Below are 13,155 nucleotides of genomic sequence, written 5' to 3' on the forward strand. Positions count from 1 at the left end.
AGCCGGGTTGCTCGACGCGCGGATCGGCCAGGGTCACGGTGCGCGGCGCCGCGGGCTCCGGCTCTTGCGGGCGGACGCGGCGCGCCGGGATCGCGGGCTGGGCCGGGATGGACCCGAAGTTGCGCTCGACCAGCGGGCGGATGTCGGCGGGCTCGACGTCGCCTGCGATCACCAGGATCGCGTTGCTGGGCGCATAGAAGCGACGGTAGAAGGCGAGCGCATCCTCGCGATCGAGCTTCTCGATCTCCTGGTGCCAGCCGATCACCGGCCGGCCGTAGGGATGGTTGAGATAGAGCGCGGCCATGATCTGCTCGTTCAGCCGCGCGTCCGGATTGTTGGCGACGCGCATGTTGAATTCTTCCAGCACGACCTCGCGCTCGGGCCGCACGTTCTCATCCTTCAGGATCAGGCCGGTCATGCGGTCGGCTTCGAAGTCCATCATCCGCGCGAGCTGCTCGCGCGGCACGCGCTGGAAATAGGCGGTGTAATCGAGGGAGGTGAAGGCGTTCTCGTTGCCGCCGATCCGCCCCACGGTCTGCGAGAATTCGCCGGCCGGATGGTTGGCCGTTCCCTTGAACATCAGGTGCTCGAGGAAGTGCGCGAGCCCGGACTTGCCCGACTTCTCGTCGGCGGAGCCAACCTTGTACCAGATCATCTCCGTCACCACCGGTGTGCGGTGATCGACGATCACCACGACTTGCAGGCCATTCTGAAGCGTGAAGCTCGCTGGTCGTTCCCAGCTGTGTGTGATCTGGGCAAGAACGCTCCTGTTCGCAGGAACGCCGCCGGAACTAGGATCCTGACTATTTTCCGCTCGATATTCGACCGCCGGCGCGGTAGGGGTCATCGAGGCCAGGGCAAAAGTGGCCGCGCCAATCAATGTCAGGGACCTGGAATTTTTCATGTGATGGCCTTTGGTCAGTGGAGATCCACGTTCTGCAGCGGACATCGCGACAAAGCAGGTGAGCCGCACGCCGTGGTAAGCAGCGGAGCAAATGTCGGGCCAATCTCGTGACTCTTCTGCGCACCGGCCGGCGCAGTCAGCTGGGCGCAAGCGCGGCGCAAAGCGTGTCTTCTCTTCGAAAGCCAACCCGCACTCTGTTTGGTATCCGCGAAACATGTTGCGAACACGACGTTGCACACACGACAACTCGCTGCCTCGCCGTTGCCCCACTTTTCTGAGCACCCCTGCACGACTTCGTTTCGAAGGGCCTCGAACGGCTGGTCGCAGTGTGCCGAACCAAGGCTATTAGGAAACGATTTCCATGCCTCTTTACCCACACGGCTCTTTCGCGCGTCAGGACACGAGCCCGAACATGTCGAGCAACTGACGATCTAGCTGAGAGGGATCGTCGAGCAGCTCAGCGGCTACACCACAAGAGAATTGGAGCGTGCGCACCAGCTCAGGAATCAGAGTTTCGGGTTTAAGCCGCGGCAGCCGCGCGTGCTTTAGACGGGGTGCGACCCTGTCCACAGTCGATCCGCATTATAGACGATATGGACGCAGTGCCCGCGACCCAGCGGCGGCATAGTCTGCGGTGGGCAACGGCGTCTTTGAAACGTAGATTGATGGCCATCAAGCGAGTAAGCACGGCCCAGTCGCCGTCTTCAAGATAGCTGATCACATGGCCGTAGCCCCGGATGGGTCCGCTTCACTAACAGAGGTCCTGATCTATTAGAAAACGTGCATTTTTTAAGGGTTTGTGAATGGCGAACGAGTGCCTCGCCGGGAAGGCGATTGAGAGGTCCTCCGCAAGAACGGTCTCGTTTGGATGCTTCAGAAGGGAGCGATAGTCCCCGGGAAGAAGGGGCGCTTCAACGACGCTCTCGAAAGCGGCGCGCTATGGACTTGCTGCGACAGTGGACTCCCGAGTGTAATGGACTCACAGCGCCCAAACCTTCTTAGGTGCGTATAGTTTGCCCGCGCGAATATGGCGAGTTGTCGCCTGAACACTTCATCGCTAAAGAGCACTGTCTTCGATTACGCTGAGGGGTGGCGGGCCCGTAAGGTCCGGCTGACTGCGTCGATCGGCAGGCTGAGGAGCGATGGCAGACTGAAGCTTGACCTCGAGGGATTTCCGTACCAGTCGACGGACGAAATGCCGCAACCGAAGCTGCCCTAGCTCATCAACTGCATTCGCCGGCCGGCAACTGCAGCCCGCGTGAGCGCGTCGAGCGCGCTCGTATTGCGATATCTCCCCATACCCATGGAACGGACGAACGGTCAGCTGGACCATGCGAGGTCACGTCCGAGTTGGCAACTGCCGGCTTCACGCAAGTAGGACAGGTTGGATGTTGGCGTTCCCTACCAGCTTGTATCTGACCACTGACTCGTCGACATCGCGGAAGAAAGCTAATTCAAGCAGGTAGTGTGTGGGTCTGACAGTTTGTTGGACACACCCGGGCGCAGGCGCTGCAGCCGATGCAAGCGCCTTCGTCCTTCAACACCATGACTTTTTTTTCGAGCTCATCGTCCTCCTCATCGAGATCGATGATTTCGCCATCCTCGCATAGCCCCTTCAGCGTCATAACCTCGCGGCCGCAAACCTTGTAGCAGCGGCCGCAGCCGATGCACTTCTTGGGATCGATAGAAACCAGGTAGTCCGGCCTCCAATTGCGACCGTCGCGGGTCCTGAATGACATTGGCTTCGGGTCCGTTATGCTTTTTCAAGCGCTTGGAGATGTTGACGCTTGCTTTCGAGCTCGCTGAAGGCAGCGTGGGCGTTGTGGGCCACGCTCAGGATCGAGGGCCAGTTGACCGGCAGCTCCTCGGAGAGGTCGTGGAGGTCCATCTTGGCTTGGGTCGCCTTGGCCGACAGTTTCTTTATTTCCGCTTTCAGGCTTTCAACATCGCTCATGCTTGCCTCAATAATTTGCCACTTCCGGAAACTTACGGATTATCTCAACGCCACTGTTGACGAATTTGTCGCCTTGATCAGCGAGATCAGAGAGATGGCCAAAACCAAAGCGATGTACGTCGCGCAGCTGCTTGCTCACGACAACGAGCCGGCCGCCGATCAAGACGATCCGACCGAACCCTTCGTTGTGCATCTTCAGCATTGGGGAGATCATCACTCCGGTCGCCTTCTCGATCGAGAGCGCAACCGCGTGAAAGAACAGCTCCAGCCGCCATGTCGTCTCGGGGGCGGGATTGCCGACGATCGGCAGCGCACGGCGCTTGCGCTTATCGAGAACGTAGGGTTCGAGCAAATCGAGATCCTCCTTGCCCTCCCAGGCACCGTGGGAGTCCTGGGCGCGCCAGATCTTGACGAGCTCTTTCAGAAATGGCCGCTCCGCCGCCGCGGGGGCTGGAGTGACTTCGGACGTATCTCCCATCCTCGTTCCTTCAGGTTTCGAAATCCACTGTACGTTCCGGGTCTTTGGCGAGCAGCTTCCGCAGCCAGGGCGGCGGCGAGCCCTTCAGCACGGTTTCGAGTTTGACGCAAAGTTCGTCGATGGGCTCTGGTTGCAGCACCTTCATCGGATGGATCTTGCTCGCGACCACTCGTGCAGCACCCGAGCCGCCGATCGCCGCAACATAGAGGATTGCGCAGTCCCTGATCGCCTCGATCTTGGGCGCTAGCTTATCCGCATTGCCGTCTTCCGTGAGGTCACCACCGAACTGGATCGCCTCAATAAACCGATGCCCCTCCGGGCTGACCTCGTAGATCGCGATGTTCTTGGCCCAGCCGAAGTGCGCATCGACATGCTTCAAGTCCTGAGTGGCAAATGCAACTTTCATCCGTGTTGTTTTCTCTCCCTGCTCAATGCAACCGAGGCGAAACGACCTGCAGGCCAGAGTTGGTGAATCGCCAGCTGTCAGGCGTCGGCCGATGGTTGATCTCTCGGTCGGTGATAATGAGATTGGCGATGTCAAAGATCAGGTCGCGCGTGCCGCGATAACCAACCATTGTGAGGTGCGCAGCACCAAGGCGATCGAACATGGGAAAGCCCACCCGGAAGAATGGAACATTGAGTCGCGAAGCCGCCTGGCGACCATGTGAATGGGAAATCAAAAGGTCGCAGTCACGCGTCCTGGCAAGCTCTTCAAGATCCTCCAGATCGCCGATCAGGACGTCCTCGGTCCTGACTCGCTGCAGCACCGGTGAGTTCGTCGTCGTCACCGCAGCGGTGACCTGCGCCCCCATCTCATGGAGCGAGCTGGAGAGATCAAATAGCAAGTCCGGCTCGGCGCCGATCGCGAGCTTGCGGCCGCCGATATGGAAATGAGCATCCAGCATGGCGTCTGCCAGCTGTCCACGCTGCCGGCGATACTTCGAGGGTACTGACCGGCCAGTGATCTGGCTCAAGAACGCCATAAATTCGTCGTTTGGGATAAGGCCACAGAGCCGCTCGAATAGACGGAACGGCGCGCCTGTCCGCACCTGCATGGTCTCGGCCGCACGGCGCATTTGCGCGCCGATCGCGATAGTGCAGGCCACCTGCCCCATGGTCGCAATTTCGTCCACTCCAATCCCCCCGATCGTAGTCGGCGTGAATTCGTCGGGGATGTGGCCGTCCAGCGAACCTGCAAGGTCCGGCAGGAAGGAGGGCTTGAGACCGAAATCCTCAAAGATCGTGCGAAGCTCGTCGAGGTCGCCGGGCGTGAGGTGGCACCCAGGTAGCACGTTAACGCGGGACGCATCGCGCGGTCTCGCTGGGTCGAACGGAGTCACAAGCACCTCGATCATCCGCGCCACCGTCTTGCCCCAGCCATCCTGCAAGGCATCCTTGAAATCCGGAGTCGAGACGTAGATAAGGGGGAGCTTTTCGAGCTGCGGGTGCTTCTGTCGGATCAACCGGATGAAGGCTTCGACGTCATCGCCGTTGGTTTCGGTGACCCCAGTTGAATTGATGCCAATGATCTCGGGCTCGATGCGATTGTAGATGTTGAGGATTGCCTGTTCGAGATTCTCGTGGCCGCCGAGCACGGTCGCAACCTCGCTCATAGCAGTTGTCTGCATCGGCACGGCTTCATTGAAATGGCGCACGAACAGCGTCAGCCCAAAGGAGGCGCAACCTTGCGGGCCGTGCAAAAGCGGCATCGCGCCGCGCAACCCCATGAAGGCAAACGAGCCGCCGATCGGCTGACTCATCTTGAGCGGATTGACCGAACAGGCTTTCTTCGAGGTAGTGACGATCGCCATGTCCCCTACTCCGCCGCCTGCAATGCCGGCGGCTGGAGATCGGACGGAATGTCCTTACAAGCAATGCACCGCCCGCTGGAACTGGTGCACGGCTTGTTGGGCTCGGCGAGCTTCGGGCCATGCGCCGCAATCGCGCTCTCACCCTCGCTGACCTCAGCTTGATTGGAAAAACTTATCGTCCTGACGCCGTTCCTGCTCGGATCCCGAACTGGATCCGCGGCTTGCGCATGCATCTGGGCAGCCGTCCTTGCCTGAAGATTCCGGTCGAACTCATCCCATGGCGCGGCTTGGCGGAGCTGATCCCATATCGGATTGTAGAGCGCCTTCTCGATCTCCTCCATGAGCTTGAGAATCCCGACATAGCCCATATAGGCGTGGCAGCGCTCCTGGTTGATATCGAGCCACGGCATCGCCGCCTTTAGTGCGACGAATTGCGACTTGCCGCCCGAGAGCATGATATCGGCTTTTGCGTCCTTGAGCATCTTGTAGATCTCGCGAGGCGACATGTCCTCGATCATATGGGCGTCCTGGCCCATTAATTCCTTGATACGTTCCTTGTCCTTCTTGGTCGATTTCTTCACGGACGTGCCGACGATCTCGAGCCCGGCCTCCTGCAAGGCGGCCACCATCGACCAGGATTTAACACCGCCGGTGATGAGAACAACCCTCTTGCCGGCAAAGCGCGGCTTGAAACGTTCAATCGCAGCCCAGGCCTTGGTCTCTTCGCGTGCGATCAGGGCTTGCGTGCGTTCCATCAGCTCAGCCGGCGCGCCACTTTCGATCAGCATGCGCGCGATCTGGCGGAGTGAATCGCTGGTATCCTCAATACCGTAGAAGGAGCCTTCAAAAAACGGGATGCCGTAGCGCTGCCTCATCTTGCGTGCGACGTTGATCATTGCCCTTGAGCAAACCATCATCGCGGCTTTGGCCCGGTGCGAATAAGCGACCTCGCGATACTTGCCGTCCCCCGAGATGCAGGACAGGATCCGGATTCCGAGCTCATCGAGCAGGGGCTTGATCTGCCAAAGCTCGCCGGACAGATTGTATTCACCGATGATGTTGATATCATACGATGTCGTGTAATCCGGCTCTCCGGTACCGATGACGTGCTCCAGCAGTGCTTCGCCAGCAAGCTTGTTACCGAGGTTCTTCGACCCGACAAATCCCGGTGAATTGATGGGAATGACCGGCTTGCCGAATTTGGCGGAGGCCGCCTTGCAGACCATATCGATGTCGTCACCGATCATTGCGGGCACGCATGTCTGGTAGACGAAGATGGCCTGCGGGTTGTATTTCTCTGTGATCTCCTTCACTGCCCTGTACAGCCGCTTCTCGCCGCCGAAGACGATATCGGTCTCGCTCATATCTGTGGTGAAGCTTCTGCGCCACAGATCGGAGCCGGACGAGACCGAACCACGATTGTCCCAGGAATTGCCCTCACAGGCGATTGGACCATGCACAAGATGGGCGACATCGGTGAAGGGCTGCAGCGCGACTTTGGCGCCATCGAAGGCACATCCGCCGGCGGCGCCGCCCGGCTTGAGCTGCTTGGTGCAACCATTCTTACGCTCGACCTTCGACTTGCTCGCGTTCCTGGCGCAGCCCGGTTCGTTAAAGACGTCCTGTATGGTCGTGGGAAGCGAAGTCATGGTGTCTCTCTCGGGGATGTTAACACACCGCAGACCACAAGGATGACCGGCGGAGAACCTGTGATCCCCGCCGCAGCGCCGCTGTTTCTGCGGACGATGAGGCGGGGAGCTCGCCTTAGCGTATGATGTCGAAGCTGTAGTCTGTCTTGCCAACCGAGCTGGTCTTTCGATCGATCTCATCAAAGATCTTGTCGAGAATCTTGACCAGCACATTCATGCTCCCCTGATAGCCCCACACTGGATAACGATGGTGATGATGGCGATCGAAGATGGGAAAGCCGATGCGGATTAGCGGCGTTCCGGTGTCACGCTCGAGATACTTGCCGTAGGTGTTACCGATCAGGAAATCGACCGGCTCTGTGAACAGGAGCGATCGCATGTGCCAGAGATCCTTGCCTGGGAAGGCGCGGCAGTTTTTACCGAAGGGCGAGCTCGCGAACAGCGCCTGCATCTTCAGCTCCCACGCCTTACTCGCGTTCGTCGACAGCACGTGGGTCGGCTCAGCGCCGAGCTCCAGCAGGAATGCGGCCAAACCATAGCAGAGGTCTGGATCGCCGTAGATCGCGAACTTCTTGCCGTGAACATGCGCGCTGGAATCAGCCATTGCGTCTACCAGACGCCCGCGCTCCTGCTCCAGCGCATTTGGAATTGCCTTGTTGGTGATACGCGACAGTGTCATCAGGAAATCGTCCGTGGCGCTGATGCCCAGCGGGTGATTGAAAGCGACGACCTCCTGATCGTGCCCTTTGATGAAGGACAACGTCTTCTCCGTGCAATATTGCTGCATGGAAATGGTTGCCTTGGCGTGGACGGCGTTCGCGGCATCCTTTAATGTGGTGCCCCCATCATACATGCGGAACTCGCCGTCCGTGGGGGTATCGAATACGTCACTGTTATCCGCGAGGATGGTGTAGCCGATGCCCATCAGCTCGAAGATACGCTTTATCTCACGGACATTCCCGACAGTGTAGCCGTCGAAGCCACCGATGAAGTTGATCGTGTTGTTCGCTTTGCGCTCGAGTTTTGGGGCCGTGCCGGCTTTGCCATCCCAGAAATGCTCGAGGATGCCCTTGAGCGTGTTGTCGTAGCCAGTAACGTGGCTGCCGACGAACGCAGGAGTGTGAGCGAATGGTACGTCATAGTCCGCTGGGACTGAACCTTTTTCCTTTGATGTTTTGATGAAGGCATTGAGATCGTCGCCGATGACTTCCGCCATGCAGGTCGTGGCGACCGCGATCATCTTCGGCTTGTACATGTTATAGCTGTTGGCAAGCCCGTCGGTAAGATTGTTAAGCCCGCCGAACACGGCCGCGTCTTCCGTCATGGACGAGGAGACGCACGAGGTCGGCTCCTTGAAGTGCCGTGACAGATGGCTGCGATAATACGCGACGCAGCCCTGTGAGCCGTGGACGAACGGCAGTGTGCGCTCGAACCCGAGGGCGGCGAACACCGCACCCAGCGGCTGGCAAGCCTTCGCCGGATTAACGGTTAGCGCCTCGCGGGCGAAGTTCTTCTCGCGGTACTCGGATGTCTTGGACCATTCTTTGATGCGATCGACGTCGGCGGGATCATGCGGATTCTCAAATAGCGCCTTCTTCTTGGCCAGCATCTGCTGGTATTCGTCTCCCCGGAAAAGCTCAGAGTGGTCGAGTATGTGTTCGGCGTTCTGTGTCATCATGGCACTCTTTGGGTTCTTGCGTTCGTTCTCCTGCCCTTCCCCTCCTCTGCGGAAAGAAACGGCCCGGGGTCGGCCTTCCTATTCAGCTGCCATGAGGCTCGGCTGCGGAGCGTCCTTCCAAGGCGCGGTGGTCTTCCCCCAGATCGGGGAGTTAATCGCCATGTCCATGTCGCGGGCGAAGATCGCGAAGCCGTCATAGCCGTGGTAAGGACCCGAGTAGTCCCAGGAATGCATTTGGCGGAACGGCACGCCCATTTTTTGGAAGACGTATTTTTCCTTGATACCGGAGCCGACCAGGTCTGGCCGGATCTTTTCGACGAAGCGCTCGAATTCGTAGCCGGTGACATCGTCGTAGATCAGCGTGCCATCTTTGACGTAGTGCTGGGCGGTGCGTTGGTAGTCATCGTTATGCCCGAACTCATAGCCCGTGCCGACAACATCCATGCCGAGGTCCTCATAGGCGCCGATGACGTGGCGAGGACGTAAGCCGCCGACGAACAGCATTACCGTCTTGCCTTCAAGCCGCGGCCGGTATTTCGCGGTCACAGCATCGACAAGCGGTTGATATTTCGCGATGACGCGTTCGGCGCCTTGCTTGATCTTGTCATCGAAGAAGCTTGCAATTTTTCGCAGCGACTCCGCGATTTTGGAAGGACCGAAGAAGTTGTACTCGCACCAGGGAATCCCGAATTTTTCTTCCATGTGCCGTGAGATGTAGTTCATCGAGCGATAGCAATGCAGTATGTTGAGCTTTGCCTTCGGCGTCGCCTCCAATTCAGCGAGAGATCCATCCCCGGACCACTGGGCGATGACGCGTAGGCCCATTTCTTCCAGCAGGATTCGTGACGACCATGCGTCGCCGCCGATGTTGTAGTCGCCGATGATCGCAACATCATATGGCGTCGGTTCAAATTTAGGGCTGGTCTCTGGGGCGCTCTTGTCAAAGATCCAATCCCGAACGGCGTCGTTCGCGATGTGATGGCCGAGCGATTGCGACACGCCACGGAAGCCCTCGCACCGCACAGGCACGATGGTTTTGCCGCCATATTCCTTCGACTTTTCTCGGGAGACCGCCTCGATATCGTCACCGATCAAGCCAATCGGACATTCGGACTGAATGGTGATGCCCCTGTTGAGAGGAAATAGCTCCTGGAGCTCATCGATGAGTTTCGTGACCTTTTTATCGCCGCCGAACACGATGTCCTTCTCCTGAAAATCGGAGGTGAACTGCAGTGTCACGAACGTGTCGATGCCGGTCGTCCCGACGTAGTAGTTGCGCCGCGAGCCCCACGAGTACTGACCGCAGCCGACCGGACCGTGGCTGATGTGGATCATGTCCTTGATGGGTCCCCAGACCACGCCCTTGGAGCCCGCATAGGCGCAGCCGCGGATGGTCATCACGCCGGGAATGGACTTGATATTCGACTTGACGCCACAATCCGACTTCCCCGCCTCGTGAACACTGAGATGCTTGGCGCGCCTTTTGGCGGTCTTCTCGGGGTAGACCGTCAACACCTCATCGATTAGCTGCTTGTTGCGCGCCTTGATCTCTGCAACGCTTTGGGTAGGTGCTCGGCTCATACAGGTTTCCTTTTCGATTGTGGTCTCAACAAGAAGCGACGCTTTTGCGGTCGACCGACGGATTTCCGATCCGGCGTTCAGGTAAGCGTGCAATCTGCGTGGGCGGTCCTACCGATCGCAACTTCGCGACGTTCATGCCGCAGCGGTCGTTCACGATCATGTAGCTCATCTCGGCTGAGCGGTTAGGAGCGCCATGTGTGACGCTGTCTATCGATGACCAAGACGCTTCTCGGTGAAGTCATGCCTGCTCTCCAGCGGTTGGTCATATCGGCTTCTTTATTCACTCGCGTGCGATCACGGGGCATGTCCCTGTGCATGGGATGCAAAGGACTAACAGCCGCCTCCTGCGAGGGGTCTGCAACGAGTGTGCCAGCGCCGGTTGAATAAAAAAAGTAACGTTTATAGAGCTAGATAGCTGCCGGATGCGGATTGTTATAAACCTGACCCTGTCTGCCACCAACAAGCGTAGCCGCAACGCCCTGTCTGAAACAAAACAATCGGATACGCTCTGCACCAGCGGCGTGGCTGGAGTCTGGCCGCGCCGACGTCACTCCAATGCGCAGCCTTGCTTCGTACGCGCCGATCCAACGATCGCAAACACCATCCGTTCGAAGCGGATTTCAGCGCGGTTAGATGTGCCCATCGTGCTCGCGATCCCACCCCCAGCAAGAATCGCATCGAGCGCTCCACCACCTGCTGCAGATGTCTCCACAAGAACTCAGTTGCCCAGCAGCAGTCCTCTCCCATTTCCGCATGGTCTCTCGCTCCGACGTTCTTTTATTTGATACTGCGGAGAGGCGCGCTCGGAGGGGCGAACAGCTGACGCCGTGGAGAGCACGTAAGCTGATCAATTCCCAAGCAGCGCGGTAGCTTAAACTCCGCAAACGGTCACCCTGGGCTTGCCCGGATTTGAACTTGCCGGCTACGACACAGGGCGCTTCCGCATCAAACAATCTGCAGCTTTTGCGTTCGGCGTAGTTCGACAAAGGGGAACATCGGATTCTGACGCGTCAGACAGTTTGAGCGAATTCACGGAAAGGCCGGCAGCTTCGCAAGTGTCGGCAGTCGAGATAAGGCAGGTCGAATGCGGACCACTGGTCGATTTATCCTTTCTCGTTCCAGGACAGGATCGAAATTCCTTACGCTTACCTCCGTTGCGTGGTGTATCAATTGCCATTGAAACCAGTTTTGCTAACGCGCTCCGCCGGCCTTTTTGCAGAACAGCGCGCCGATGGTCCACTTGAACGGTATTTTTCTTGCCCAGGTAATTTATGGTAAAAAGGGCCAAGACCTCGGACCGAAGTGCTCAGGTGCGGATTTCACGCATTGCAACGTTCGTAAATTGGTGCATCACCACTGTTCCGGCGGTAATAGCGCTTGGGTTCATGGGACTTGCGCTCAAGGACATACCCATCACGGCGCTGTCGAATGCAAATCCTGAGATTATCCAGGTTGCCATTCTGAGCGTTTATATTTCGTGCTGGGCTTACGGACCAGCATCGACACGAAAATCCAGGGTGGAGTCTATGCGGACGACCCACAGGGAGGACGTGTCCGGACCGGATCAATTGCTGCTGTCGCCTTTCTCGCGGTTGTTTCAGTCATTTTGCGTCCTGAATGAGATGGAGGAGAAGTTCACGTTAGAACCGGCCATCGGGCGTGAGGGATCCCGAAAGCCCAGTGGTCGGCGCCGGCGTTCTTCAAGATGATCAGCTTCGGCTTCCGTGACGGACCCTGTTCGTCGATGCCGCGCTTCGCGAGGAATATGAACGGCTCCACTTCGAAAATCGACGCCGCCACAGATCGGTTACTTGCCGCATTGAAGCTCGAGGGAGGGACGAAGAAAGTATCGCCCAATCGCTCATCTTGAACATCACCGAGCACCGGCAGTTCGGGATCGGACTCATCGCTGCCATCGTCGCGCTTTCCGCTTTGATCCGCATGTCCGTTGGACTGGTTGGAATGATTCCACTTGGTACCTTCTGCCAACCATCATCGCCTTCTAGGTTCGGCATCACTACGCCTGGGGCCATCCTGAACCTCGTCTTTGGCTTGACCGCGCTCAGCTAAATTGATTCTCCGTGTCAGTGCCGATTGTCCTCGAAATCCGCATTGGACGCCATGTCACGGCATTCGGTACTTGGGCTGGCGAAGACTCCAGCCGGGATCCCGCTCTAACGATGTCTGCCCTCTGGATGGAAGATGCCCGTCATGCAAGCGGAGATCATCTCCTCCGAATCGATCGCTCTGCCTCGCGCGCCTTTCGCTTCTGTAGGGACGAGTTGGCTGCTGCACTAAGCCGCCGCGTCGGTTCACGACCTAGCGTTAGACCCGTTAATCTTCCCTTTTGAGCTTCTCGCGCTCCTGCTGAAGCGCTTCGGTCTCTCGGGCGACCTCGCGTCCTTCGCCCAGTTGTTCCTGGAAACGCTGGCGGGCCTCGGCGAGAACAGCGGGGGCGAGGGATTCAGTCAACCGAATCTCGATTGCAGATTGGGCACTGCAGGGTGAGTTCATGGGCCCTTTTGCCGCCGTCGGGTTAGATGTCATGAACCCTCCATTTCGGCAGCTCTTAGGCCCGAATAAACGTGATCCGGCCCCCTTCGCCACGCTTCCGATGTGGCTTTATCTTTATTTCGACGTCCTGATCGAACACCGCCAGCATGCGCAGCAGCTTCTCCACGGAAACCAACTTGAACTGCCCTTGAAGCAGCTTGGAGATGTTGGGCTGCTTCACGCCGACGAGCTTCGCGGCTTCGGTCTGAGTGATCTCCCGCTCCGCCATCAACCGCTTCAGTGTACAATGAGGGCTGCCTTGAGTTGGTACTCGTCCGCGTTCGGGAGGCGGTTGGCGGGCAACTTCTTCCTCGTGCTCATGATCGGCTGCGTTTGTTCCGTGTTGATAGCTTCCGCGTCGCGCAGGCGCTGCCATGCGAGGCCAGATCGTCCCATATGCGGATCGGCGGCCAAAAGAGCTGCTGATCGGACCGCGTGAAGGTCAATTTGAACGCTCTACCGCGCTCGAGTGCCTTCGGAGTTTTGGCTTAACCTGTTGCGGGTGTGCTCGTCTTGGGGGACGGCATATATCGGCCGGGGACCACAT

At 58.3% G+C, this 13,155-nt stretch carries 11 protein-coding genes and 1 pseudogene; all 12 read right to left on the reverse strand.

The annotated features are described in order from the left end of the window. Positions 1-949: pseudogene (locus ACFQX9_RS30385) on the reverse strand (M16 family metallopeptidase); the annotation flags it as partial. 1,409 nt (positions 950-2,358) lie between these two features. After that, positions 2,359-2,643, reverse strand: a complete 285-nt coding sequence (fdxB, locus tag ACFQX9_RS30390) for a ferredoxin III, nif-specific (RefSeq protein WP_204513337.1) — start codon at positions 2,641-2,643, stop codon at positions 2,359-2,361. Between the two features lie 14 nt (positions 2,644-2,657). After that, the gene (locus tag ACFQX9_RS30395) at positions 2,658-2,858 is read right to left on the reverse strand and encodes a CCE_0567 family metalloprotein (protein ID WP_085383723.1); all 201 of its coding nucleotides are present in this window, start codon (positions 2,856-2,858) and stop codon (positions 2,658-2,660) included. A gap of 7 nt (positions 2,859-2,865) precedes the next feature. Further along, positions 2,866-3,336: a NifX-associated nitrogen fixation protein gene (locus ACFQX9_RS30400; protein WP_085383724.1), complete on the reverse strand. Its 471-nt coding sequence runs from the start codon at positions 3,334-3,336 to the stop codon at positions 2,866-2,868. Between the two features lie 10 nt (positions 3,337-3,346). Then, on the reverse strand, positions 3,347-3,742 hold the full coding sequence (gene nifX, locus ACFQX9_RS30405; protein WP_377791397.1) for a nitrogen fixation protein NifX: 396 nt from the start codon (positions 3,740-3,742) through the stop codon (positions 3,347-3,349). A gap of 22 nt (positions 3,743-3,764) precedes the next feature. Then, entirely contained in the window at positions 3,765-5,147 is a 1,383-nt protein-coding gene (gene nifN / locus ACFQX9_RS30410; RefSeq protein WP_377791398.1) for a nitrogenase iron-molybdenum cofactor biosynthesis protein NifN, read from the reverse strand. Positions 5,148-5,152: 5 nt separating this feature from the next. After that, on the reverse strand, positions 5,153-6,796 hold the full coding sequence (gene nifE, locus ACFQX9_RS30415; protein ID WP_377791598.1) for a nitrogenase iron-molybdenum cofactor biosynthesis protein NifE: 1,644 nt from the start codon (positions 6,794-6,796) through the stop codon (positions 5,153-5,155). Between the two features lie 115 nt (positions 6,797-6,911). Next, entirely contained in the window at positions 6,912-8,471 is a 1,560-nt protein-coding gene (gene nifK, locus ACFQX9_RS30420; protein ID WP_219682981.1) for a nitrogenase molybdenum-iron protein subunit beta, read from the reverse strand. A gap of 81 nt (positions 8,472-8,552) precedes the next feature. After that, on the reverse strand, positions 8,553-10,055 hold the full coding sequence (gene nifD / locus ACFQX9_RS30425) for a nitrogenase molybdenum-iron protein alpha chain (protein WP_007600010.1): 1,503 nt from the start codon (positions 10,053-10,055) through the stop codon (positions 8,553-8,555). Between the two features lie 1,635 nt (positions 10,056-11,690). Then, the gene (locus ACFQX9_RS30430; protein WP_377791399.1) at positions 11,691-12,044 is read right to left on the reverse strand and encodes a hypothetical protein; all 354 of its coding nucleotides are present in this window, start codon (positions 12,042-12,044) and stop codon (positions 11,691-11,693) included. A 345-nt stretch (positions 12,045-12,389) separates the two neighbouring features. Then, a complete protein-coding gene (locus tag ACFQX9_RS30435; protein ID WP_377791400.1) occupies positions 12,390-12,527 on the reverse strand; it encodes a hypothetical protein in 138 nt (45 codons plus the stop codon). Between the two features lie 97 nt (positions 12,528-12,624). After that, positions 12,625-12,837, reverse strand: coding sequence for a helix-turn-helix domain-containing protein (locus tag ACFQX9_RS30440; RefSeq protein ID WP_377791401.1), 213 nt, complete (start codon positions 12,835-12,837; stop codon positions 12,625-12,627). Positions 12,838-13,155: the final 318 nt, after the last annotated feature.

The organism is Bradyrhizobium sp. GCM10028915 (assembly GCF_042666195.1).
GTDB lineage: Bacteria > Pseudomonadota > Alphaproteobacteria > Rhizobiales > Xanthobacteraceae > Bradyrhizobium > Bradyrhizobium canariense_D.